Origin of the sequence: Pseudomonas danubii (assembly GCF_042980055.1) — a bacterium.
Classification (GTDB): Bacteria; Pseudomonadota; Gammaproteobacteria; order Pseudomonadales; family Pseudomonadaceae; genus Aquipseudomonas; species Aquipseudomonas danubii.
Genome location: NZ_CP116502.1, coordinates 1050383 through 1073186 on the forward strand (window position 1 = coordinate 1050383; position 22804 = coordinate 1073186).

General features: G+C 62.7%; 23 protein-coding genes. 7 read left to right on the plus strand and 16 right to left on the minus strand.

The window, feature by feature from the left end:
* Nucleotides 1-4: 4 nt before the first annotated feature.
* Nucleotides 5-4378, plus strand: a complete 4374-nt coding sequence (locus tag PFZ56_RS04990) for an RHS repeat-associated core domain-containing protein (protein ID WP_110594211.1) — start codon at nucleotides 5-7, stop codon at nucleotides 4376-4378.
* Complete coding sequence (locus tag PFZ56_RS04995; RefSeq protein WP_123390085.1) at nucleotides 4378-5226, plus strand: toxin; 849 nt, start codon at nucleotides 4378-4380, stop codon at nucleotides 5224-5226. The genes PFZ56_RS04990 and PFZ56_RS04995 overlap by 1 nt, the downstream gene beginning before the upstream one ends.
* Before the next feature lie 36 nt (nucleotides 5227-5262).
* Here the strand turns inward: PFZ56_RS04995 and PFZ56_RS05000 are convergent, their stop codons facing one another.
* The 8 genes from PFZ56_RS05000 to PFZ56_RS05035 all read right to left on the minus strand — a co-directional run bounded on the left by PFZ56_RS05000 (nucleotide 5263) and on the right by PFZ56_RS05035 (nucleotide 10254).
* Nucleotides 5263-5526 (minus strand): hypothetical protein, encoded by a 264-nt coding sequence (locus tag PFZ56_RS05000; RefSeq protein WP_110652894.1) that lies wholly within the window; start codon nucleotides 5524-5526, stop codon nucleotides 5263-5265.
* An 8-nt stretch (nucleotides 5527-5534) separates the two neighbouring features.
* Entirely contained in the window at nucleotides 5535-6794 is a 1260-nt protein-coding gene (locus PFZ56_RS05005; protein WP_110652893.1) for a PAAR domain-containing protein, read from the minus strand.
* A gap of 22 nt (nucleotides 6795-6816) precedes the next feature.
* Nucleotides 6817-7251 (minus strand): DcrB-related protein, encoded by a 435-nt coding sequence (locus tag PFZ56_RS05010; RefSeq protein WP_102862302.1) that lies wholly within the window; start codon nucleotides 7249-7251, stop codon nucleotides 6817-6819.
* Between the two features lie 129 nt (nucleotides 7252-7380).
* Nucleotides 7381-7752 carry a hypothetical protein gene (locus tag PFZ56_RS05015; RefSeq protein WP_110594208.1) on the minus strand — a complete coding sequence of 124 codons (372 nt, stop codon included), beginning with the start codon at nucleotides 7750-7752 and terminating at the stop codon, nucleotides 7381-7383.
* A complete protein-coding gene (locus tag PFZ56_RS05020) occupies nucleotides 7740-8264 on the minus strand; it encodes a hypothetical protein (protein WP_170001421.1) in 525 nt (174 codons plus the stop codon). The genes PFZ56_RS05015 and PFZ56_RS05020 overlap by 13 nt, the downstream gene beginning before the upstream one ends.
* Nucleotides 8265-8430: 166 nt before the next feature.
* Complete coding sequence (locus PFZ56_RS05025; RefSeq protein WP_102862305.1) at nucleotides 8431-8706, minus strand: HU family DNA-binding protein; 276 nt, start codon at nucleotides 8704-8706, stop codon at nucleotides 8431-8433.
* A 189-nt stretch (nucleotides 8707-8895) separates the two neighbouring features.
* Nucleotides 8896-10044: an NAD(P)/FAD-dependent oxidoreductase gene (locus PFZ56_RS05030; RefSeq protein ID WP_102881317.1), complete on the minus strand. Its 1149-nt coding sequence runs from the start codon at nucleotides 10042-10044 to the stop codon at nucleotides 8896-8898.
* A gap of 42 nt (nucleotides 10045-10086) precedes the next feature.
* A complete protein-coding gene (locus PFZ56_RS05035) occupies nucleotides 10087-10254 on the minus strand; it encodes a rubredoxin (RefSeq protein ID WP_025130776.1) in 168 nt (55 codons plus the stop codon).
* A gap of 202 nt (nucleotides 10255-10456) precedes the next feature.
* Here PFZ56_RS05035 and PFZ56_RS05040 point away from each other — a divergent pair, with 202 nt between their 5' ends.
* Together PFZ56_RS05040 and ubiA are read left to right on the plus strand one after the other, a co-directional pair.
* Nucleotides 10457-11020, plus strand: a complete 564-nt coding sequence (locus PFZ56_RS05040; RefSeq protein WP_102881318.1) for a chorismate lyase — start codon at nucleotides 10457-10459, stop codon at nucleotides 11018-11020.
* Nucleotides 11020-11910, plus strand: a complete 891-nt coding sequence (ubiA, locus tag PFZ56_RS05045; RefSeq protein ID WP_170001420.1) for a 4-hydroxybenzoate octaprenyltransferase — start codon at nucleotides 11020-11022, stop codon at nucleotides 11908-11910. The genes PFZ56_RS05040 and ubiA overlap by 1 nt, the downstream gene beginning before the upstream one ends.
* Nucleotides 11911-12017: 107 nt before the next feature.
* Here the strand turns inward: ubiA and PFZ56_RS05050 are convergent, their stop codons facing one another.
* Complete coding sequence (locus PFZ56_RS05050) at nucleotides 12018-12401, minus strand: hypothetical protein (RefSeq protein ID WP_102881320.1); 384 nt, start codon at nucleotides 12399-12401, stop codon at nucleotides 12018-12020.
* Nucleotides 12402-12552: 151 nt separating this feature from the next.
* On the opposite strand from PFZ56_RS05050, the gene phoB reads away from it, so the two are divergent.
* The 3 genes from phoB to PFZ56_RS05065 all read left to right on the plus strand — a co-directional run bounded on the left by phoB (nucleotide 12553) and on the right by PFZ56_RS05065 (nucleotide 16120).
* The gene (gene phoB, locus PFZ56_RS05055; protein WP_003177195.1) at nucleotides 12553-13242 is read left to right on the plus strand and encodes a phosphate regulon transcriptional regulator PhoB; all 690 of its coding nucleotides are present in this window, start codon (nucleotides 12553-12555) and stop codon (nucleotides 13240-13242) included.
* Between the two features lie 91 nt (nucleotides 13243-13333).
* Nucleotides 13334-14662 (plus strand): phosphate regulon sensor histidine kinase PhoR, encoded by a 1329-nt coding sequence (gene phoR / locus PFZ56_RS05060; RefSeq protein ID WP_110594207.1) that lies wholly within the window; start codon nucleotides 13334-13336, stop codon nucleotides 14660-14662.
* A 117-nt stretch (nucleotides 14663-14779) separates the two neighbouring features.
* Complete coding sequence (locus PFZ56_RS05065) at nucleotides 14780-16120, plus strand: hemolysin family protein (protein ID WP_102862311.1); 1341 nt, start codon at nucleotides 14780-14782, stop codon at nucleotides 16118-16120.
* Nucleotides 16121-16168: 48 nt separating this feature from the next.
* Here PFZ56_RS05065 and PFZ56_RS05070 read toward each other — a convergent pair whose 3' ends face one another.
* The 7 genes from PFZ56_RS05070 to pstA all read right to left on the minus strand — a co-directional run bounded on the left by PFZ56_RS05070 (nucleotide 16169) and on the right by pstA (nucleotide 22794).
* Entirely contained in the window at nucleotides 16169-17065 is an 897-nt protein-coding gene (locus PFZ56_RS05070; protein WP_102881322.1) for a peptidoglycan DD-metalloendopeptidase family protein, read from the minus strand.
* Between the two features lie 61 nt (nucleotides 17066-17126).
* Nucleotides 17127-17441, minus strand: coding sequence for a helix-turn-helix domain-containing protein (locus tag PFZ56_RS05075; protein ID WP_102881323.1), 315 nt, complete (start codon nucleotides 17439-17441; stop codon nucleotides 17127-17129).
* Nucleotides 17434-17769 carry a type II toxin-antitoxin system RelE/ParE family toxin gene (locus tag PFZ56_RS05080; protein ID WP_170001419.1) on the minus strand — a complete coding sequence of 112 codons (336 nt, stop codon included), beginning with the start codon at nucleotides 17767-17769 and terminating at the stop codon, nucleotides 17434-17436. Before PFZ56_RS05080 ends, PFZ56_RS05075 begins: the two co-directional genes overlap by 8 nt.
* A gap of 435 nt (nucleotides 17770-18204) precedes the next feature.
* Complete coding sequence (locus PFZ56_RS05085) at nucleotides 18205-19158, minus strand: response regulator (protein ID WP_102862315.1); 954 nt, start codon at nucleotides 19156-19158, stop codon at nucleotides 18205-18207.
* Between the two features lie 166 nt (nucleotides 19159-19324).
* A complete protein-coding gene (gene phoU / locus PFZ56_RS05090) occupies nucleotides 19325-20086 on the minus strand; it encodes a phosphate signaling complex protein PhoU (RefSeq protein ID WP_025130765.1) in 762 nt (253 codons plus the stop codon).
* Between the two features lie 113 nt (nucleotides 20087-20199).
* A complete protein-coding gene (gene pstB, locus PFZ56_RS05095) occupies nucleotides 20200-21033 on the minus strand; it encodes a phosphate ABC transporter ATP-binding protein PstB (protein WP_102862316.1) in 834 nt (277 codons plus the stop codon).
* A gap of 90 nt (nucleotides 21034-21123) precedes the next feature.
* Nucleotides 21124-22794, minus strand: coding sequence for a phosphate ABC transporter permease PstA (gene pstA / locus PFZ56_RS05100; RefSeq protein WP_102881326.1), 1671 nt, complete (start codon nucleotides 22792-22794; stop codon nucleotides 21124-21126).
* Between the last annotated feature and the right edge of the window lie 10 nt (nucleotides 22795-22804).

The following is a 22804-nucleotide window of genomic DNA, read 5'->3' on the forward strand; positions in this document are numbered from 1 at the left end:
CGGCATGTCTGACGCACTTCTGTGGGCCGCACGCCTGGGTGACGGGCTCGAACACAGCTCGATGATGGCGGACATCCTCAGCGGTGTGCTGGAGGTCGCCGCCAACATCGCGATTACCGCCCTGGCCACCGCCGCCGTGGTGGCCGCGACCGGCATCACCGTGGCCACAGGCGGGCTCGGAGCCTGCCTGCTGGGCGCCGTAGTGGGGGTGATCGTCGGGCTGGCGATGAGCAAGACCGGGGCCGACAAAGGCCTGACGAAAATGTGCGACTGGATAGGCAACGCGCTGTTTCCGCCCTCCGTGCAGGCCACCATCCTCAGCGGCTCCACCGATACCCTGACCAATAACATTCCGGCTGCACGGGCCGCCGGTACGGCGCCGCCCCCTGCCCCGCCCTCGGGCACCCCGCAAAGCCCGGAACCCACCAGCGAGTCACCGGGGCCGTCAGAGGCGGAGCCCGGCTTCCTGGACATGGCCAAAGGGTTCTTTTCGCAGATGTGGCGCCCGACCGTCGCCACCCCCGCACCCGGTGCAGAACCCAAGCCGCTGGACCTGGTGACCTGCACCAAGCATCCGCCGATGCCGCCGCAGTTTCTGGCCGAAGGCTCGGAAAAGGTCTCCATCAACGGCCAGCCAGCGGTGCGTAGCGGCGATCGCAGCACCTGCGATGCCAAGGTGGTCTCGGCGGGCATGGTGTCGTCCAACGTGTCCATCGGCGGCGGCTCGGTGGTGGTGCGCGAGATCCGCAGCGGCAAGACCCCGGGGATAGGCCTGGCGATTACCGTGCTGATGATGCTCAAGGGCGGCAAGGGCAACTTCAAGGCCAACCTGCCCTGCATGTTGCTGGCGGGGGTCAATTCGTTTGTGGTCAGCCAGGCCATGGGCGCCCTGACCAATGCCGCGGTGGGCTCGCCGAACCCGGTGCATGCGGCGACCGGGGCCAAGGTCCTGGGCGGCGTCGCGGACATGGACTTTGTCTTGCCGGGCCTCTTGCCCATCGACTGGCAGCGCTTCTACAACAGCCTCGATCAGCGGCGCGACGGGCTGTTCGGTAACGGTTGGAGCGTGCCGTACGAAATCAGCGTGTTGATCGAACCTCACCCCGAGGGCGGCGAACATCTGGTGTACCTCGATGAGCAGGGCCGGCGCATCGATATGGGCTCGATCCCCCTGGGCGCCGCCGCCTTCAGCCCAGGCGAAGGGCTGAGTGTCAGGCGCAACGGCAACGGTCAGTTGCTGATCGAGAGCAACAACGGCTTGTACCGTCTGTTTGAACCCGATCCCGTGCAAGGCTCGCGGCTGCGCCTGAGCCAGTTCGGCGACCGCAACGACAACCGCATTTACCTCGACTATGACCCGGCCGGGTTATTGATCCGCCTGCGCGACACCTTCGACCTGGTTCAGGTCGAACTGATCTACAGCGCGCAATGGCCCCGCCGGGTCCAACAGATAGAGCGCCTGTACCCGGACCAGCAGCGGGAAATCCTCGCCCGTTACGCTTATGACGCCCATGGCGATCTGGCTCAGGTACAGGACGCCAGCCAGCACGTACAGCGGCGCTTTGCCTACGAGGATGGGCGCATGGTGGAACACCAGCTGCCGAGCGGACTGCGCTGCTTCTATCAGTGGGCGCAGATCGACGACATCGAATGGCGCGTGGTCCGGCACTGGACCGACAGCGGCGAGGAATACCGCTTTGACTATGACTTGCAGGCGGGCATCACCCGGATAGAGGACGGCCTGCAACGCCAGAGCATCCGGCACTGGGACCAACAGCATCAAATCACCGGGTACACCGACAACCTGGGGCAGACCTGGCAGTTCCAGTGGAATGACGAACGTCAGTTACTGGGTGCAACGGACCCACAGGGCGGGCAATTCCAGCTCAGCTACGACGAAGCCGGCAACCTCAGCGAGACCCTTGATCCCCTGGGCAGACGCGAGTCGACCCTGTGGCTGGAGCATTGGTCGCTGCCGCGGATCGAAACCGACGCCGCCGGCAACAGCTGGACCTACGACTACGATCCACGGGGCAATTGCATCCGTGAAACCGATCCTCTGGGCCATGCCACCCACTACCGCTATGACAGCCAGGGGCGGATGGTCGAGATCACCGATGCCAGCGCAAAGACCAAGCGTCTGCAGTGGAACGACCTGGGGCAGTTGCTGCGATTCACCGATTGCTCAGGCTACCCGACCCACTTCAGCTACGACCGCCGCGGCTACCTGCAGGCCATCACCGATGCCATGGGCGAACAGACGGTCTTCCAGCACGACGCCCGTGGGCGCCTGCTGCGCAACCAGCTCGCGGACGGCCGCGTCGAGCAGTTCCTGCGTGACCACAGCGGCCAGCTGACCGGTTACATCGATCCGGCCGGGCACGCCACCCACTATCAGTACGATCGACAGGGCCAGCTTCAGGTTCGCATCGATGCCCATGGGCGCCGGGTGCAGTTCAGTCATGACGCCTACGGCCGCCTTCAGGCGCTGCAAAACGAAAACGCTGAAAGCTACCGGTTTGCCTGGGATGCCGGGGATCGCCTGATCCGGCAACAGGACCTCAATGGCAGCGTGCAGCAGTACCACTATGACGTGCTGGATAACGTGGTTGGCGTGGAGTACCTGGCCGCCCCCTCGGGCAGTGCGCAACCGCCGAGTATCGTCCATCGCCTGGAACGCGATGCGGTGGGCCGGATACTCGCCAAGGTCACCGCCGACGGCTTGACCGAGTATCAGCATGATCCGTTGGATCAACTGACACGGGTGGTCTTTACCGGCCAGAACCAGCAGTCGCAAACCCTGTCCTTCGCCTATGACGCCCTCGGCCAACTGCTGGAAGAGCAGAGCGCGGACGGTTGCTTGCAGCATCACTACGACGAGCTGGGCAACCTGTGCCAGAGCCAGTTGCCTGATGGGCGCTGGATCAACCGCCTGTACTACGGTAGCGGCCATCTGCACCAGATCAATGTGGACGGCCAGGTGGTCAGCGACTTCGAACGCGATCGCCTGCACCGCGAAGTGCTGCGGACCCAGGGCCAGCTCACGACCCTCAGCGAATATGATCGCGCCGGACGCTTGCGCTCGCGCCTGCAACGTCCGACCCGGCAGCCCGCGGCGCTGCCGGCGCCGGTGCGCAAGCACTTTGAGTATGACCCTGCCGACAATCTCATCGGCCGGCTCGAACAGCGCCCACGCGGCGGGCAACACCAGCTGTATCACTACGATGCGAGCGAACGCATCATCGCCAGCCAGGACAACCTCCTGGGCCAGACCGAAACCTTTGCCTACGACGCTGCCGCCAACCTGCTGGATGGCCAATCGGCCGCGTCCGGACCGGTGCTGCACAACCAGCAGCGCGTGTTTCAGGACAAGCACTTCCGTTACGACGGCTTTGGCCGGCTGATCGAGAAACGCAGCGCCAGCCACCTGATCCAGCACTTCAGCTACGACGCGGAACATCGGCTGATAGAGGTGTGCAATCAGGCCGGTCAGCGGGAAACAAGGGTAAGGATGAGCTACGACCCCTTGGGTCGCCGCATCCAGAAAACCGAACATGACGCTCAGGGCTATCTGCTGGGCGAAACCCGCTTCGCCTGGGATGGCCTGCGCTTGCTGCAAGAGCAGCGCAACAGCACCACCAGCCTCTATCTGTATGTCGACGATGGCTTCGAGGTGCTGGCTCGGATCGATGGCAAGGGCGCCCTGCAGAAGGTCCGGCACTATCACAACGACCTCAATGGCCTGCCGCTACAACTGACGGAAGCCGATGGGCACAGCGTCTGGCAGGCCCGTTACCGGGTCTGGGGGAACATTGCCGAGGAAGAGCGCGAGCCCTATTACCTCGAGGAACAGAACCTGCGTTTTCAAGGTCAGTACCATGACCGCGAGACTGGGCTGTACTACAACACGTTCCGTTTCTACGACCCGGACATCGGCCGCTACATCAGCCCCGACCCCATCGGGCTCGAAGGCGGCCTGAACCTCTACACCTACGGCCCCAACCCGCTGACGTATTTTGATCCGCTGGGCTGGACAGGCACCTACATCTTCACCAATGGCAAGATCTCTTACATCGGCAAGGGGCCGGTGACCCGCATGAACAGCTCGATGCTCGCCCGCATCAAGGGCAAAGCCAATGCTACGCAGTTTGCCCATTTGGACTTCGGCGACAGCAAGATGGGCTTCATGGTGGAACATCGTCTGATGCAGAAGTACAACGCGCGCAACTCGGCGAAGTTCGCCAACAGCCCGAATCTCAACTCGCCGGGCAAAAAGTATTACGAAGCTGCGGATGCCAAGACCCAGCGCAAAGTGAACAGGCTGGTCACGAAGTTGGACAACAAGTTCAAGAAATCCGGATCATGTGGGGGTAAGTAATGAAGAATTTCAGCTACAACGAAGACATAGACGCACTGGAAATACCGGTCCAACAGTTCGCCGCAGGTATCGAATACGCCAGCAAGAAGGGCTACGCCAACCTGCGGGTCATGGGCTCTGCCAAAGCGGCCAAGGGTGCGCCGCTGGACTTGAGTGCGCTGAGTGGGCACAGCAGCGTGAAATCGCTGGATCTGTCGGATGACATCGACCTGAAGCAGGTGGATTTGAGCCCGCTGTACTCGTTGCCGCAGCTGACGTTGCTGTCGATCCCCTACCTGAAGGGGCGTATCGACTTCTCGCAACTGCCCAGCCTTCAGACGCTGTACATCACCGGCGCCGACGAGGCGCTGGAACCCCTGGAGCTGCCACGGCTCAAGCACCTGCTGCTGGTAGCGGTGAAGAATCAGGATTGCGAGTTTCTCTCGAAGCTCACCGCCCTGGAGGAACTGCGCATCAGCGGCGGCGGCATCGAGCGGCTGGCCGGCATCGAGCGGCTGGACAAGCTGGCGTCGATTCAAATCCAGCACAGCCCGAAGATGCTCGATATCAGCGCCATCAACGCGCTCAAGAGCCTGAAAGCCCTGCACATCGAAAAATGCAGCCAGCTACGGGACTACGGGTTCCTGGCGCAAAACAACACCCTTGAGGACGTGTTCATTTCCGAGCTCGACTCGGTGTCGTTCGCCCCGGCAATGGAGCGCCTGAGTTCACTGCAATTCTGGGATCTGAAAGACGGCGACATGAGCCCGCTGCTGACCTCCAAGAGCCTGAAAGAGGTCTACTTTCATCCGAAGAAAAAGCACTACAGCCATAGCCTCAAAGAACTCAATGCCGCGTTCGGCCAGTGAGCGGATGCCTGGGCATCTGCCTCGACGCCAGCCGGGTCAGATCGCCGTGCCGCGATTCTTGCCCGGCTTCATGATCAGCAACTGATCCAGCTCGCGCTTTCTGGCGCGGGTGACGAATTCCAGCGCGGCCTGCAGGTCCTGTTCGAACAGTTCGAAGGTCGCGCGATCGATGGCGTAGTACTCCTCGTAGTCGACCATGCCGTTGCTGACCGGAAAGGAGACGTAGTACTGGCCGGAGACTTCTTCGATGCCCATCGAGAACATCTCTTCGCGGCTTACAAACAGATCGTTGAATTTCATGTCGGTCCTTAGAAGGGGAGGATTTTCCAATCCAGGTCACTGGTCTTGACGCCACCGGCGTCGATCACGGCCTCGCTGGTGCCCTTGGGCAGCTTGCCCCCGGGAATCCAGAACTCGTTGGCACCGGCCTCGTTGCCCGAAGGAATGCGCAGGTTCATGTCCCGAGGCGCCGGCAGGTCGATACGTACCAGCTCGCCACCGGAGTCGAGAAAGTTCTCCGGCAGGCCCAGGGCCTCTTCCAGCGCGCGGTTATTGCCCTTGGTCCTGGCCAGCAGTTGGTCAACTTCGTGCCGGGGCATTATGAACGAAGTACCATCGCGCTGACCGATGCCGTACTTGTCCAGGTTGGCCTTGGGCATCAAGCGCGAGGCGCCCTTGTCGAACTGGGCCAGGTGCCGGGAGATGTATTGCGGGGTCAGGTACTCGGAAGGGTCCGGACGCGAGCCCTTGGGTATGCCGAGGATGTCCGCCTCGCTGAACCCCGGTTTGAACTTGGGCGGCTCGATCGACTTCGCCATCTTCGGCCCCAGGCCCAGCAGCGCCATGCCCGCCATGCCCTGGAGCAGGTCGCGATAGCCCGGGCCCAGGCGTTCCCCCAACTGCCCCAGCAACTCCATGCCCGCCATCATCGCCCCGCCAATGGCGACGAAACCGGCAAATGCGGCAAAGCCGGCCATGGCCGCCATCACCAAGGCGCCGCCGGCGGCCAGAAGGCCCAGCGCCTCCAGCCCGGTGTGCATCCAGCCTTCGATATCCAGGACGAACGCCACCTGCACCGTGGCCCCGCCAATGAAGGTGTTTTCGCTGCCGGTCTTGATGTGGGCGCCGCAGACCATCTTGCTTTGCAGGCGCGCCGCCGGCTTGCCGTTGATGGTGACCTTGGCGCTGCCCTCGGCGATCAGTACCGGGAACGGCCAGATCGGGTGGTTCATGGGCAGGCCGCTGCATGAGGATGAGTGGTCCTGCCCCGCGCGCATGGCATTGCGCAGGTTGATGTAGACGTTGAAGCTGCCCTCCACCAGCACCCCCGTGCTGGGTTCAGGCAGGTTGAAAATCGTGCTCAGGCCCTTGGCGATCTGGAACATCGACAGGCCACCGGCCGCGACCGAACCGGCGATGATGGCGATCGCCACCCCACCGGTGGCCACGGTCGCCGCCACCACCGCGGCGCCAATCAGGGCACCGACAACGGCCCCCGCCACCATCGCCGCCACGCCAAAACCGTGGGCGATCTCATCCCCCAGGCGCGCTGCTGCCAACATATCCATGGTGCGCTACTCAGCGAAGGGATCAGGCCCGCGAAGGCTGAGGCTTGAGGCTCTGCATGGCCTGTTTCCAGGCCGGCTCGTGGTGCACCAGGTCTTGCGGCGTGGTGGTCAGGGTGGTGATCAGCACCGCCGGCTTACGCTCGATGAACACCTGGCGCAGCATCAGCTCGCGACCTTCGCGTTTCCAGCTGTAGTCCAGCAGGACCGAGGCGTGGCCGTGCATGTCGAACTCCCAGCGCTTGATCAGGGTGAAGCCCGGCAGTTGCTGCTCGGCACCGCTCAGTTGCCGGGCCACGTAATCGGCGAATGAGGCGTCGCCCTGGCTCGGGTCACGGCTGATGACGAAGCTGGCTTCCTGGGCGCCGCCCACAGCCGGCAGCTTGAAGATATTGATGCTCTGGTCCTGCCAGGCGTCGGGGATGTCGAGGTCGGCTTCTTGAATGCGGTAAGAGGACAAGAGGTTCGCGTTCCATGCTGAGGGGGTCGGACAGCGGCGGATTTTCAAGCAATGACCGGCAACAATCAAGGAACCCGTCGGCAACTTTGAACAAACCAATCCAGCCCGGCAAAGGCACCAGGATCTGGCTCAGCGTGCTTCCAGACAGGAGGCGTAAGCCTGGGCAAAGCGCCGGTCGAACTTGAGGGCCTGGGGCTCCTCGGGATCGATGCTGACATTCCACAGCGCTTGCTGCGGCACGTCGTAGCGAACCCAGCCGATGATCCCGCTGCCGGAGGTTTCGTAGAACAGCTGCAGGCTCAGTTCATCGCCATCATCGCGGTCGATCAGCAGCTTGAGCCGCTCTGGGGTGGTGAAGTCGCGGTAGGGAAAATCACTGCTCCTGACCATTTCGGTGAGGTAGCCGTAGCAGCCTTGACCCGGATTGGCCTCATCGGCCAGGGCCGGCAGGGTGCAGGTGGTGAGCAGCAGGCTCAGGCCCGCCCGGTTCAAGTACCGCATGATTGCCCCTTGAGGGTCAGGGTTTGGATCTGATCGTTCATCTCGATCTTTGCCAGCACCTGGCGGTCGTGGGATTCCTGGTACTCGCTGAAGTTGTTGCGCTTGAGGATGTTCAGGGTGACGCGGATATGGGCGCCGGCATTCTGGTACTCGCTGCGCTCGGGGCCCTGAGCGGCGCCGGTGAGCTCCACCAGTTGCCCGCCGGTCTTGAGGTAGAGAAAGCGCTCATCCACTTCCACCAGCAAACGCGGCGCCTTGGGCGCCACGCTGTAGTCCTCGCGGGCCAGGGAATAGCCGCAGAGCCAGACGCCGGCGCTGTCGTATTTCTGACTGTGGAACCAGTTGAGGGCCTCGCGATAGCCGATCTGGGCCAGTCGCGAGTCGCTGCCGGCAAAGGCCGATGACAGGCCAACGGAGAGGATGCAGGCCAGTAGCATGGCGGCGATATCGGGGCGCCCCAGGTAGCGCAACGCGGCCACCCATGCCGGGGGTTTGTCAGTGGAACGGGTCATCCTTGGCCTTAGATCACGTGTCGGACAATCGCGCATCCTAGCCACGCCACTGCGGCTTCGCAAGCTGATCCGCAAGCAATCAGCGGGCAAAAAAAATAGGCACCCGATGCGCTCGGCGTGCCTATTTTCCCCTGCAAGCTCCCGCTGCCGGGAGCTCGCTCAATGCTTATGGGTTGACGCTGTCTTTCAGCGCCTTGCCCGGTTTGAATGCCACGGTGTTGCTGGCCTTGATCTTCACCGGCTCGCCGGTTTGCGGGTTCTTGCCGGTGCGGGCGCCACGGTGGCGTTGCAGGAAGGTGCCAAAACCAACCAGGGTGACGCTGTCTTTGCGGTGCAGAGCCCCGGTGATCTCTTCAAGGATGGCGTTGAGCACGCGATTGGCCTGCTCTTTGGTCAGGTCCGCTTTTTCAGCAATGGCTGCGGCGAGTTCTGGTTTACGCATAGTGTGAAGCCTCTTTGACGGTTTTTTGTTGTTATGTCCGTGCTGTTCACGGGAACAGCGCCCAAGGCGCCGCAGGCTCTACGCTGCGGCAGACGGGAGTGAGGATGGCACGCGCTTGAGAGTGGCGCCAGTCTTGCCACGACCTTTGTAGGTGCAAAAACCCGGTTATTCCGACAGAACGACCGGTATTTAAGCCAGCAGGGCCGGGAGTTCCTTGTTCAGGGCCAGTTTCTCCATCACCGCCGCCCCGGTCAGGGCGTAACCCAGCAGCTGGCCGCTGGCGTCACGGCACAGCACCTTGATGTCGGCCCCCTGCCCTTCAGCGGTCCAGACACCTTCGGCGCCCCGTGGCGGTGGCGACACCACCAGCGGGCAGACCGGGGTCTTCACGGTGATCGGCATCGGCCCGTAGCTGACTGCGGTGGGCTTGCCGGCCAGGGTTTGCGCCAGGGCCCGGGCGCAGCTCATCAACGGCATCACGTACAGCAGGTTGAGGCCGTCGACCTCGGCGCAATCGCCCAGGGCATAGATATTGGCATGGGAGGTTTTCAGCTCGCGGTCCACCACCACGCCGCGATTGACCACCAACCCGGCAGCCGCGGCCAGATCAATGCGCGGGCGCAGGCCAATGGCCGAGACCACCAGATCGCAGGCGATCACCTGGCCATCGGACAGATGGGCTTCCAGGCCGTCGGCGCAGCGTTGCAGGCGGTTGAGCACCGGTCCCAGGTGGAAGCGCGCGCCCAGGCTTTCCAGTCCGGCCTGGACCGCTGCCGCAGCGGCCGGGTGCAGCAGGGTCGGCATCACCTGTTCGCACGGGGCCACCAGGTCCACGCTGTAGCCGCCAAGGATCAGGTCGTTGGCAAACTCGCAGCCGATCAGCCCGGCCCCCAGCAACAGCACCCGACGCTTGCCCGCCGCCGCGGCGCGAAAGCGTGCGTAGTCTTCCAGGTCGTTGATGGGAAAAATCAGTTCGGATGCGTCGCCCTGCACCGGCACCCGCACGGTTTCCGCGCCCCAGGCCAGGATCAGATCCCGGTAGGCCACCGCCTCCTCACCAATCCACAAACGCTTGTGGCCCGGGTCGATGCCGCTGATGCGGGTGTGGGTGCGAACCTCGGCCTTGAGCTGCTCGGCCATGGCGCCGGGCTCGGCCATGCTCAGGCCGTCGGCGTCCTTGTTCTTGCCAAAACCGGTAGACAGCATCGGCTTGGAGTAGGAACGGCCGTCATCGGCAGTGATCAGCAACAACGGCGTTTCTCCGTCGAGCTTGCGAAATTCCCGGGCCAGGTTGTAACCCGCCAGACCTGTTCCCACGATCACCACCGGTGCGCTCATTCCCTGCTCCTTGTTATTGGTCGTTCAATCCACAGAATTCGATCAGGCGATCTCGATCATTTCGAAATCCATCTTGCCCACGCCGCAGTCCGGGCAGAGCCAGTCTTCAGGCACATCTTCCCAACGGGTACCCGGCAAAATACCGTCGTCCGGCCAGCCTTCCGCTTCGTTATAAATCAGGCCGCAGACCACACATTGCCACTTTTTCATTGATGCATTTCCTCGGGAGTTCAGGCTCGGTCGATGGATCGACTCTAAAGGCCACGCTGATCAGCGTCCGGCACTGGGGTTTTTTACTGATCACTACCGGCAGATGCAAGCACGTTCGTGCTGCCAGGCGTCCTGGATCAATCAAAACCGGCGGTTGCCATGCTAAGCTCGCCGCCTCATTTGCTGCCAATACTGACCCACTGTGCCGCACTCAATGCCCCCCGCACCGGCCCCGACCTGGCTGGTGCAAAGCCGTCTGTCCCCCTTCCCCGGCTCAGCCGTTGCCAACTGGCTGTTCGATGAAGGGTCGCTGACCCGGCGCCTGACCCGACTCTCCCGCGACGGCTTCAGCGTCACGCCGCTGGTGGAGGAATGGCAAACCCTGCGCAACGACGAGTGCGCGGCCCTGGGCCTGCCCGAACAGAGTGAAGGCTGGGTTCGCGAGGTGTACCTGCGGGGCCACGGCGAAGCCTGGGTATTCGCCCGCAGCGTGGCCGCCCGCAGCGCCTTGCAGCAAGGCGGCTTGAACATCGACGAACTGGGCAGCCGCTCCCTCGGGGAACTGCTGTTCTGCGATGAAGCCTTTACCCGCCAGCCCATCGAAGTCTGCCGCTATCCGCAAGCCTGGCTGCCCACCGCAGTGGCCACCGAGGGGCTCTGGGGCCGGCGTTCGCGTTTCGATCGCGGCCCCTTGAGCCTGCTGGTTGCCGAGGTCTTCCTGCCCAGCCTGTGGCGCGCCATCGAAGCCCAACCGGAGGCCTGCTGATGTACCTGAGCCTGCTCAAATCCCTCAATCGCCTGCATCCACGGGCCTGGGACTTCCTGCAACTGACCCGCATGGACAAGCCCATCGGCATCTACCTGCTGCTGTGGCCGACCCTGGTGGCCCTGTGGATCGCCGCCGATGGCCAGCCATCCCTGAGCCATGTGCTGATTTTTACCTTCGGCGTGATCCTGACCCGAGCCGGCGGCTGCGCCATCAACGACTTTGCCGACCGCAAGGTCGACGGCCAGGTCAAGCGCACCGACCAACGGCCCCTGGCCACCGGCAAGGTCAGCGCCAAGGAAGCCCTGGCACTGTTCGCGCTCCTCATGGGCGCAGCCTTCCTGCTGGTGTTGTGCACCAACGCCACCACGGTCTGGCTGTCGTTCGGCGCCCTGGCCCTGGCGGCCTGCTACCCCTTCATGAAGCGCTACACCTATTACCCACAGGTGGTCCTGGGCGCAGCCTATTCCTGGGGCATTCTGATGACCTTCACCGCGCAGAACAGCGAACTGCCAGCCAGTGCGTGGCTGCTGTACATCGCCAATCTGCTGTGGACCGTGGGCTACGACACCTACTACGCCATGACCGACCGCGACGACGACCTGAAGATCGGGGTCAAGTCCACGGCGATCCTGTTCGGCGATGCCGACCGGGTGATCATTCTCACCTTGCAGGGCTTGTCATTGGGCTGCCTGCTGCTGGCAGGCGCACGCTTCCATCTGGGGGTCTGGTTCCACCTGGGGCTGCTGGTGGCGGCGGCGTGTTTTGCCTGGGAGTTCTGGTACACCCAGGATCGCGACCGGATGAAATGCTTCAAGGCCTTCCTGCACAACCACTGGGCGGGCATGGCGATCTTTATCGGCGTGATCCTGGATTACGCGTTGCGTTAGACCGTCAAGCAAGGCCCAGCGGGCCTTTTCGCAGCTTCGCCATGGCTCAGCAGCGGCTACAGAGATCGGTGTAGCCGCTGCCGCAGGCTGCGAACAGCCCGAAAAGGTCAGTCGGACTTGGCGACCTTCCAGGCGCCGTCCATCTTGCCTTCACCGGTCATGTCGCCGGGCTTCTTGTCCATCACAAAGCTGTACAACGGCTTGCCGTCGTAGGCCCACTGCGCCTTGCCGTCATCACGCTTGACCACCGTCCACTTGCCCATGTCCTTGTCGCTGCCCTCGGCCATCAGCGGCGGCCAGTTGGCGGCACATTTGTCGTTGCACATGGATTTTCCGCCGGCATCCTTGGCAAAGGTGTAGAGGGTCATGCCCTGGAGATTGACCAGCACGCCGTCCTTGCTCATCGCCGGGTCAGCGGCCATGGCGAATGTCGGCAGGGCCAGGACAGCGCCTACCAGCAGGACTTTCAACGATTGCTTGAACAGAGTCATGGAAACCTTCTTTTGTGGTTGTCAGGAATCGGACCCAAAGCGTAGTCGACGAAGCTGCACCGCGCCTCGCGACCTGAAATACTGTCACACGACTGCAATAATTCCGTTATCTAATGCGGCGCAAGACAGTTAAATGACAAGAGGTTCCAGCATGGTTGGCAGAAGCATTCTGATCGTTGACGACGAAGCGCCGATTCGCGAAATGATCGCCGTTGCGTTGGAAATGGCCGGCTATGACTGCATGGAGGCAGAGAACTCTCAGCAGGCCCATGCCATTATCGTCGACCGCAAGCCGGACCTGATCCTGCTGGACTGGATGCTCCCCGGCACCTCCGGCATCGAGCTGGCCCGACGCCTCAAGCGCGACGAGCTGACCGGGGACATCCCGATCATCATGCTCACCGCCAAGGGTGAAGAGGACAACAAGATCCAGGGCCTGGAGGTCGGCGCCGACGACTACATCACCAAGCCGTTTTCGCCCCGTGAGCTGGTGGCCCGCCTCAAGGCCGTGCTGCGCCGCGCCGGCCCTACCGATGGCGAAGCGCCGATCGAAGTCGGCGGCCTGCTGCTGGACCCCATCAGCCACCGGGTGACCATCGACGGCAAGCCGGCAGAAATGGGCCCCACCGAATACCGCCTGCTGCAATTCTTCATGACCCACCAGGAGCGTGCCTACACCCGCGGCCAGCTACTGGATCAGGTCTGGGGCGGCAATGTGTATGTCGAGGAACGCACCGTAGACGTGCACATCCGCCGCTTGCGCAAAGCCCTGGGTGACGCCTACGAGAATCTGGTACAAACCGTGCGCGGCACCGGCTATCGTTTTTCCACCAAGGCCTGACAACAGCGGCAAGCGACAAGCGGCGCGCCGATGAGTGACCGCTTCAACACTTGCAGCTCGGAGCTGCTTCACCCCCACGGACGTGTTTCAAGTGAATCAAAACTGGCATGGCACCCTGATTCGCCACCTGCTGCTGTTGATCACCGGCTGCCTGCTGGTGGGCCTGATCAGTGGTTACTACGGCTGGAGCCTGGCCGCCGGCTTAGGGCTCTACCTGGCCTGGACCCTCAAGCAGCTGCTGCGCCTGCACGAATGGCTGCGCCTGCATCAACCTGACGAAGCTCCGCCCGACGGCTATGGCCTGTGGGGCGAGGTGTTCGACAGCATCTATCACCTGCAACGCCGCGACCAACGGGTGCGCGGGCGCCTGCAGGCGGTGATCGACCGGGTCCAGGAGTCCACCGCGGCCCTGAAAGACGCGGTGATCATGCTCGACAGCGACGGTAACCTGGAATGGTGGAACCGCGCCGCCGAAACCCTGCTGGGCCTCAAGACGCCCCAGGACAGCGGTCAGCCGGTGACCAACCTGGTGCGCCATCCGCGCTTCAAGGAATACTTCGAGCAAGACAACTACGCCGAACCGCTGGAGATCCCCTCCCCGGCCAACGACCGGGTCCGCATCCAGCTGTACATCACCCGCTATGGCAACAATGAGCACCTGATGCTGGTGCGCGACGTGACCCGCATCCACCAGTTGGAACAGATGCGCAAGGACTTCATCGCCAACGTGTCCCACGAACTGCGTACCCCGTTGACGGTGATCTGCGGCTACCTGGAGACCCTGCTGGACAACGTCGAGGAAGTGAATCCGCGCTGGAACCGTGCCCTGCAACAGATGCAGCAGCAAGGCGGGCGCATGCAGACCCTGCTCAACGACCTGCTATTGCTGGCCAAGCTGGAAGCCACCGACTACCCCTCGGACAACCAGCCGGTGCCCATCGATGGGCTGCTGCAGTCGATCAAGAGCGATGCCCAGGCCCTGTCCGGGGAGCGCAACCAGCGCATCACCCTGGAAGCCGACGCCTCGGTACAGCTCAAGGGCAGCGAGGCGGAACTGCGCAGCGCCTTCTCCAACCTGGTGTTCAACGCGGTGAAATACACCCCGGCCGAAGGCAATATCCGCATCCGCTGGTGGGGCGACGACCAGGGCGCGCACCTGAGCGTGCAAGACTCCGGGATCGGCATCGACAGCAAGCACCTGCCGCGCCTCACCGAACGCTTCTACCGCGTGGATTCGAGCCGCAACTCCAATACCGGCGGCACGGGCCTGGGCCTGGCCATCGTCAAGCACGTGCTGCTGCGTCATCGCGCACGCCTGGAAATCAGCAGCGTACTGGGCCACGGCAGCACCTTTACCTGCCACTTCGCCCCGGCCCAGGTTAAAAAAGCCGCAGCTGGCAGCCTTACCGAACAGCGCTGACCGTGGTTTGCCCCTAGGCAATCGCTCCGTCAGCCGCTACATTGCGTCACTTGTGCCTGCCATTCAGGCACCGCCTTTCCTTCTTCTTCGAATACACGGAACCCGCAAAACTCCATCATGGACCCTTCCCCTGGTTTCACCCTCGCGTCTCTGTTCGCCGACTTCGGCATGATTCTTTTTGCTCTGATCCTGGTCCTGCTCAACGGCTTTTTCGTTGCCGCAGAGTTCGCCATGGTCAAGCTGCGCTCGACTCGAGTCGAAGCCATCGCCCACAAAAACGGCTGGCGCGGGCAGATCCTGCGTACCGTGCACAGCCAGCTGGACGCCTACCTGTCGGCCTGCCAGTTGGGCATCACCCTGGCCTCCCTGGGCCTGGGCTGGGTCGGTGAGCCGGCGTTCGCCCACCTGCTGGAGCCGCTGTTGGGCGCCGTAGGCGTGAACTCCCCGGAAGTGATCCGCGGCGTGTCGTTCTTCACCGCGTTCTTTATCATTTCCTACCTGCACATCGTGGTCGGCGAGTTGGCGCCCAAATCCTGGGCGATCCGCAAACCCGAGCTGCTGTCGCTGTGGACGGCGGTACCGCTGTACCTGTTCTACTGGCTGATGTACCCGGCCATCTACCTGCTCAATGCCAGCGCCAACACCATCCTGCGCATTGCCGGCCAGGGCGAGCCCGGCCCGCACCACGAGCATCACTACAGCCGTGAAGAACTCAAGCTGATCCTGCACTCCAGCCGCGGTCAGGACCCCAGCGACCAGGGCATGCGCGTACTGGCCTCGGCCGTGGAAATGGGCGAACTGGAAGTGGTGGACTGGGCCAACTCCCGAGAGGACCTGGTCAGCGTCGAATTCAACGCGCCACTCAAGGAAATCCTTGCCCTGTTCCGTCGCCACAAGTTCAGCCGCTATCCGGTCTACGACAGCGAGCGCAACGAGTTCGTCGGCCTGCTGCACATCAAGGACCTGCTGCTGGAACTGGCGGCCCTGGACCATATTCCCGAGTCGTTCAACCTGGCCGAGCTGACTCGCCCGCTGGAACGTGTGTCGCGGCACATGCCGCTGTCGCAGTTGCTGGAGCAGTTCCGCAAGGGCGGTTCGCACTTCGCCCTGGTGGAAGAAGCCGACGGCAAGGTGATTGGCTACCTGACCATGGAAGACGTGCTGGAAGTGCTGGTGGGCGACATCCAGGACGAACACCGCAAGACCGAGCGCGGCATCCTCGCCTACCAGCCAGGCAAGCTGCTGGTGCGCGGTGACACGCCGCTGTTCAAGGTCGAGCGCCTGCTGGGCATCGACCTGGACCATATCGAAGCCGAAACTCTCGCCGGCCTGGTGTACGAAACCCTGAAACGGGTACCGGAAGAGGAAGAAGTGCTGGAAGTCGAAGGCCTGCGCATCATCATCAAGAAGATGAAGGGACCGAAGATCATCCTGGCCAAGGTGTTGATGCTGGATTGACGGGCCCTTCGGCCCGCTCGCCGGCAAGCCGGCTCCTACAGGCAAAGATCATTTTTTGCCCAAGGCAAAATTCGGCAGATCCCCCAGCGGCTGGTTGAACTGATAGGGAATCGACACCAGCCCCAGCCCGGTATTGCGCTGCACCACAAAATGCAGGTGCGGCCCGCTGCTGTTGCCGGTATTGCCCGACAACCCCAACGGGCTGCCCACCGCCACCCGCTGCCCTTCGCGCACACTCACCGAACCTTGCTTGAGGTGCAGGTACACGCCCATGGTGCCGTCGTCGTGCAGCACCCGGACAAAGTTGCCCGCCGGATTGTTGCCCCGGCCGTTCTGCGCATTCTCGGTCTTGACCACCACCCCGCCCCTGGCGGCGATGATCGGCGTGCCCACGGGCATGGCGATGTCCATGGCATAACGGCTCCTGGGACCGAAATGGCTGTATTGGCCATTGGCGCCCTGGGTCAGGCGAAACGGCCCGCCACGCCAGGGCAGCGGGTAGCGATAGGCCTGGGTGGTCGCTACCGGGTCCCCCAGGGAGTAACGGAACCTGGGGACATAGCTCAGGGGCTGGTCGGCGCGAGTCGCCGTGAGCAGCGCCAGGCGCTGCCTGCTACGGGCCGGCAGTACCTGTCGGATCGGGCGTCCGGGCGCTCCGCTGACGTTGTGCAAACCGGCAAAGCCCAACTCGATCTCCACCGGCGCGTAGAGGTCGTTGCGCACATACACCGCGTCCCCACCCTTGTGCTTCTGGATATCCAGGCGCACCTGGCGCTCCAGGTGTTCTTCCATGCGATCGCGAAACACGAACGCCTGGGCGCCCGGCGAAGGCCGGTCGCTGTAGGACACCACGCCATCGGCGTCGATGGACTTGTAGACCGTCATCGCCGCCAGCGACGTGGCGGCGAGGGACAGTCCACAGAAAAACAGCAGGCGCACAAACATTGGGCAGCTTCTTGGCAGGTTATGCAGCCACGCTAACAGCCGGATATGGAGCTTGTGTGAATCAGGCCGGCACCAGGGGGTCGAGGCCTGGCCCATCGAAGCGCAGATCCACCCCCAGATGGGCCGCCTCCGAGAGGTTGACCAGGGCATCGAGGGAGAACTTGTTGATCTTGCCGCTGAGCACGTCGTTGAGGCGTGGCTGGGTGATATTGAGGCGCTTGGCCGCCTCCTTCTGCGAGAGGCCCCAGGCTTGCACGGTCTTGCCCAGTTCGAGCATCAGCTTGGCCCGCAGGCGCATGTTGGCGGCTTCCTGGGGAGTGGCCTCAAGGGCATCCCAGACACTGGTGAACCGCTGAGTAACCGGTGAATCAGTCATGGCGTGAACCTGCTTCCTGATATCTGGCGCGAGCCAGTTCGATATCCCGCGCTTCGGTCTTGCGGGTGGTCTTGCGCACCGCATGCAGCACATAGAGGGTTGCCGGCCGCTTGACCACATAGAACACCCGAAACGCCCCTGAATCCTCATGGACCCTGATCTCGAAAACGCTCGGACCGATGGTTTTCACCGACCTGCAATCGTAGGGCTGTTCACCCTGCTGCAGCAGATCCAACTGGAAACCGGCGGCCCGACGGGCATCTTCAGGGAACGCCCTGAGATCTCGCAGCGCGCTCCCGACAAACACCACATCCTTGTGCCTGGGCATCGAACCTCTCCTGTTAATGAACAGGAACAAGGCTAATCAACACGGCCAGGACCGGCCGCGCCGGGTTGTTTCAAGGCATGGCCGCAAGCGCTGAAAAGCACGTAGCGTTATGCACAATCTATATCCAAACAGATATAAATCAAGGGCAGAAAAATCAATCGGACGTACGGCAGAAAGTATCGAGGGATACGGCGAAGGCCTTGTGGCTTGAGGGTTACGGCCTATGTTGCGAGTGGTTCGCTCGATAGCGGGATGGTGCAGCAGGCCGCCTCAGCGCAAGGCAAAAATCCGCAACGGGAAAAGTGTTTTCCGCAGGTTTCCGCAGCGTCCATCCTCGTAGGAGCCGGCTTGCCGGCGAAGAGGCCCGCAAGCCATGTGTTGCTCTTGTGGACGCTTTCGCTGGCAAGCCAGCTCCTACAAAGCGGACTGGGAGGATCAGGCGCCGGGAACGAAATGCTTCTGGGCGGTGCCGCGGGCGATCAGGCGCGAGATGTAGTCGAGCTTCTGAGCATCCTGGTCGACGAAACGGAAGGTCAGTTGCAGCCAATCGCTGTCCGGCTTGGGCTCCAACGCCACCACCGCATGCAGGTAGCCGTTGAGCCGCGCCACTTCAGCGTTGTCGCCCTGCTCCAGGTCCAGCACCGCGCTCTCCAACACTTGAGGCAGACTGTCGGTACGCTTCACCACCAGCAACGCTTCCTTGATGCTCAGGGCCTTGATCACGCACGGCTGATTGCCGCTGGACAACCGCAGCTGGCCCTGGCCACGACCGCCACTGGCCGCTGCCGCGGGCGTCGGCGCCTTGACCGGAGGGCTGTTGAGCAAACCACGCGCCGGCGCTGCGGCTGCAGAGGCCGGCGCAGGGGCCGCCGGCTTGGCAAACGGATTGACCGGGGCCGAAGCCGCCCCCACCACCGCCGGCTTGCCGCCGGTCAGGGCGCTCAGGGAGTCATTGCCGAAGGCCGAGTTCATCTTGGTCGGCGCGCTGTTCATCAAGGTGTCGAGCTTGCCGACCTTGTTCAGCGCCTGCTTGACCTTGGTCAGCAGCTGTTCGTTGGTGAAAGGCTTGCTCACATAGCCGGAAACCCCGGCCTGGATCGCCTGCACCACGTTTTCCTTGTCGCCACGGCTGGTGACCATGACGAACGGCATGGTTTTCAGCGCCTCTTGCTCACGGCACCAGGTCAGCAGCTCAAGGCCGGACATTTCCGGCATTTCCCAATCGCACAGGACCAGGTCGAAGGCTTCGCGGGCGAGCATCGCCTGAGCCTTCTTGCCGTTGATCGCGTCTTCGATCTTGATGCCAGGGAAGTAGTTGCGCAGGCACTTCTTCACCAGGTCACGAATGAACGAAGCGTCATCCACCACCAACACACTTACCTTACTCATCGACCACCCCTTTAAAAATCCCGGCAAGCATAACGCTGGCTGATGGCACTTTGCCAAAACTCTTCAGTCACGCCGGGACTTTTCGTTCGCGGGTGCTGCTTTTCAAATTCGAGGAGCACAAACAAAAACGCCCGGCCAAAGGGCCGGGCGCTCTTCTCGGGCACTCTTACTTATCGTCAGCTTGATCCGGAACATTAGCGGATTCGCCACTTGTGCCTTCAACTTCTTCCTTCATGCGCTTGAGCCCCAAATGGCGCACGTCGGTGCCACGCACCAGATAAATCACCAGCTCGGAAATGTTGCGCGCGTGATCGCCGATCCGCTCCAGCGAACGCAGCACCCAGATAATGCTCAGAACCCGCGAGATAGAGCGCGGGTCTTCCATCATGTAGGTGGCCAGCTCGCGCAGCGCGGTCTTGTATTCACGGTCGATGATCTTGTCGTACTGAGCCACGGAAAGTGCCAGGTCGGCATCAAAGCGGGCAAAAGCGTCCAGGGCATCGCGCACCATGTTGCGCACCTGGTCGCCGATATGCCGCACTTCCACGTAGCCGCGCGGTGCTTCGCCCTCTTCGCACAACTGGATGGCCCGACGGGCGATCTTGGTGGCTTCGTCGCCGATGCGCTCCAGGTCGATCACCGACTTGGAGATGCTGATGATCAGGCGTAGGTCGGAAGCCGCCGGCTGGCGACGGGCGAGGATGCGCAGGCATTCCTCGTCGATATTGCGCTCCATCTGATTGATCTGATCGTCAATCTCGCGCACCTGCTGGGCCAACCCGGAGTCGGCTTCGATCAGCGCGGTGACCGCGTCATTGACTTGCTTCTCCACCAGCCCGCCCATGGCCAGCAGGTGGCTGCGCACCTCTTCCAGCTCGGCATTGAACTGCGCGGAGATGTGGTGGGTGAGGCCTTCCTTCGAAATCATGGTTCTGCTCCACAAAAGCTGTAAGCCGCAAGCTACAAGCTGCCAGTTGATAGGTTTCGTCGCGTTGAACTGCTGTTACTTGCCGCTTGAAGCGTGCGGCTTGCAGCTGCTTTCTAGCCGTAACGCCCGGTGATGTAGTCTTCGGTCTGCTTCTTCGCCGGATTGGTGAACAGCGTATCGGTATCGCCGAATTCCACCAGTTTGCCCATGTACATGAACGCGGTGTAGTCGGAAACCCGCGCCGCCTGCTGCATGTTGTGGGTGACGATGACGATGGTGAACTTGGATTTGAGCTCGTAGATCAGTTCTTCGACCTTCAGGGTCGAGATCGGGTCCAGGGCCGAGCAGGGTTCGTCCAGCAGCAACACTTCCGGTTCCACGGCGATGGTCCGGGCAATCACCAGACGCTGTTGCTGGCCGCCGGACAGGCCCAGGGCCGATTCGTGCAGGCGGTCCTTGACCTCATCCCACAGCGCCGCGCCCTTGAGCGCCCACTCTACGGCTTCGTCGAGCACACGCTTTTTGTTGATGCCCTGGATACGCAGGCCGTAGACCACGTTTTCGTAGATGGTCTTGGGGAACGGGTTGGGCTTCTGGAACACCATGCCGACCCGACGACGCAGCTCGGCCACGTCTTCGCCCTTGCGGTAGATGTTGTTGCCGTAAAGGTTGATCGCGCCTTCTACACGGCAGCCGTCCACCAGGTCGTTCATGCGGTTGAAGGTCCGCAGCAGGGTCGACTTGCCGCAACCGGACGGGCCGATGAAAGCGGTCACGCGCTGCTTGGGGATGTTCATGCTGACGTCGAACAGTGCCTGTTTCTCGCCGTAGAACAGGCTCAGGCCCGGCACTTCGATGGCCACGGTCTCTTGTTCCAGGCTCAGGCTCTGCTTGTCGCGGCCCAGGGCGGACATGTTGATGCCGTGAGTATGTGCTTCGTGTTGCATGGGATGCTCCCTGTGCTACCAATTCGTTTGTCGTGAACCGCAGGCGTCTGGCCTGCGGTGACATCATTGTGTTCTGTAGAAGCCAGCCGATTAGCTGTCCAGCGCCTTGTACTTCTCGCGCAGGTGGTTGCGAATCCACACGGCCGACAGGTTGAGCACGGCGATCACCAGCACCAGCAGCAGCGCGGTGGCGTACACCAGCGGCCGCGCCGCCTCGACGTTGGGGCTCTGGAAGCCGACGTCATAGATGTGGAAGCCCAGGTGCATGATCTTCTGGTCCAGGTGCAGGTACGGGTAGTTGCCGTCCACTGGCAGCGACGGCGCCAGTTTCACCACACCCACCAGCATCAGCGGCGCCACTTCACCGGCGGCACGGGCCACCGCGAGGATCATGCCGGTCATCATCGCCGGGCTGGCCATCGGCAGGACGATCTTCCACAAGGTCTCGGCCTTGGTCGCGCCCAGGGCCAGGGAACCTTCACGCACGGTGCGGGGAATCCGCGCCAGGCCTTCCTCGGTGGCCACGATCACCACCGGCACTGCCAGCAGCGCCAGGGTCAAGGAAGCCCAGAGCAGGCCCGGGGTGCCGAAGGTCGGCGCCGGCAGAGCTTCGGGGAAGAACAGCCGGTCCACGGAACCGCCCAGCACGTAGACGAAGAAGCCCAGGCCGAATACGCCGTAGACGATGGCCGGAACCCCTGCCAGGTTGTTCACCGCGATGCGGATCACCCGGGTCAGGGTGTTCTGCTTGGCATATTCACGCAGGTAGACCGCCGCCAGTACGCCGAACGGGGTGACGATCATGGCCATGATCAGGGTCATCATCACGGTGCCGAAAATCGCCGGGAAGATCCCGCCTTCGGTGTTGGCTTCACGGGGGTCGTCGCTGAGGAATTCCCAGATCTTGCTGAAGTAGAAACCGATCTTGGTGAAGGTGCCCATGGCATTCGGCTGGTAGGCGTGCACCACCTTGCCCAGGCTGATCTCCAGCTCTTTGCCGTTGGCATCGCGGGCGGTCAGGCTGTCGCGATTGAACTGGGCGTGCAGGTCATTGAGCCGGGCTTCGATGTCCTGGTAACGGGCATTGAGTTCGGCCCGCTCGGCGTCCATGTCGGCTTGAGCGGCGGGGCTCATCTGGCCCTCCAGCTCCAGCTTGCGACCGTGCAGGCGGATGCGCTCCAAACCGGCGTTGATCGCGCCGATGTCGGACTTCTCCAGGCTCTTGAGCTGGGCCGCCAGTTGGTTCACGCGGTTGATCCGTGCTTGCAGCTCAGGCCAGGCGGCCTCGCCTTCGGCGACCACCTTGCCGCTTTCCTTGACGTTGACCAGGTAGCCGTAGAAGTTGCCCCACTCACGGCGCTCGATGGCCATCAGCTCCTTGGGGTAGCTCTGGTTGGTCAGCCACTCACCGACGATCCAGGTGAAGTCGTTGCCGTTCAGGTCACGGTTGCCGACCTTGATCAGCTCCCGGGTCATGAACTCCGGGCCCTGGTCGGGCACCGGCAAACCGGCACTCTTCAGGCGCGCCCGGGGCACTTCTTCCTTCTGCACCACTTCACCGATGACCAGGTGGTTGGCCTGGCCCGGCACGTTATAGCTGGCGTGCACCAGGTCGGCCGGCCAGAAGTGGCCGAGGCCGCGCACGGCGATCACCGCCAGCAGGCCGATGGTCATGATGACCGCGATGGACACCGCGCCACCGCTGATCCAGACGCCCGGGGCGCCGCTCTTGAACCAGTCTTTTAGGGAGTTCTGTTTCACAGACTTCTAC

Bases quoted from the DNA above. Each gene is read 5' to 3' on its own strand.
- PFZ56_RS04990 (WP_110594211.1), top strand. From the start codon at position 5: ATGTCTGACGCACTTCTGTGGGCCGCACGCCTGGGTGACGGGCTCGAA.
- PFZ56_RS04995 (WP_123390085.1), top strand. From the start codon at position 4,378: ATGAAGAATTTCAGCTACAACGAAGACATAGACGCACTGGAAATACCG.
- PFZ56_RS05000 (WP_110652894.1), bottom strand. From the start codon at position 5,526: ATGAAATTCAACGATCTGTTTGTAAGCCGCGAAGAGATGTTCTCGATG.
- PFZ56_RS05005 (WP_110652893.1), bottom strand. From the start codon at position 6,794: ATGGATATGTTGGCAGCAGCGCGCCTGGGGGATGAGATCGCCCACGGT.
- PFZ56_RS05015 (WP_110594208.1), bottom strand. From the start codon at position 7,752: ATGCGGTACTTGAACCGGGCGGGCCTGAGCCTGCTGCTCACCACCTGC.
- PFZ56_RS05020 (WP_170001421.1), bottom strand. From the start codon at position 8,264: ATGACCCGTTCCACTGACAAACCCCCGGCATGGGTGGCCGCGTTGCGC.
- PFZ56_RS05025 (WP_102862305.1), bottom strand. From the start codon at position 8,706: ATGCGTAAACCAGAACTCGCCGCAGCCATTGCTGAAAAAGCGGACCTG.
- PFZ56_RS05030 (WP_102881317.1), bottom strand. From the start codon at position 10,044: ATGAGCGCACCGGTGGTGATCGTGGGAACAGGTCTGGCGGGTTACAAC.
- PFZ56_RS05035 (WP_025130776.1), bottom strand. From the start codon at position 10,254: ATGAAAAAGTGGCAATGTGTGGTCTGCGGCCTGATTTATAACGAAGCG.
- ubiA (WP_170001420.1), top strand. From the start codon at position 11,020: ATGTACCTGAGCCTGCTCAAATCCCTCAATCGCCTGCATCCACGGGCC.
- PFZ56_RS05050 (WP_102881320.1), bottom strand. From the start codon at position 12,401: ATGACTCTGTTCAAGCAATCGTTGAAAGTCCTGCTGGTAGGCGCTGTC.
- phoB (WP_003177195.1), top strand. From the start codon at position 12,553: ATGGTTGGCAGAAGCATTCTGATCGTTGACGACGAAGCGCCGATTCGC.
- PFZ56_RS05065 (WP_102862311.1), top strand. From the start codon at position 14,780: ATGGACCCTTCCCCTGGTTTCACCCTCGCGTCTCTGTTCGCCGACTTC.
- PFZ56_RS05070 (WP_102881322.1), bottom strand. From the start codon at position 17,065: ATGTTTGTGCGCCTGCTGTTTTTCTGTGGACTGTCCCTCGCCGCCACG.
- PFZ56_RS05075 (WP_102881323.1), bottom strand. From the start codon at position 17,441: ATGACTGATTCACCGGTTACTCAGCGGTTCACCAGTGTCTGGGATGCC.
- PFZ56_RS05080 (WP_170001419.1), bottom strand. From the start codon at position 17,769: ATGCCCAGGCACAAGGATGTGGTGTTTGTCGGGAGCGCGCTGCGAGAT.
- PFZ56_RS05085 (WP_102862315.1), bottom strand. From the start codon at position 19,158: ATGAGTAAGGTAAGTGTGTTGGTGGTGGATGACGCTTCGTTCATTCGT.
- phoU (WP_025130765.1), bottom strand. From the start codon at position 20,086: ATGATTTCGAAGGAAGGCCTCACCCACCACATCTCCGCGCAGTTCAAT.
- pstB (WP_102862316.1), bottom strand. From the start codon at position 21,033: ATGCAACACGAAGCACATACTCACGGCATCAACATGTCCGCCCTGGGC.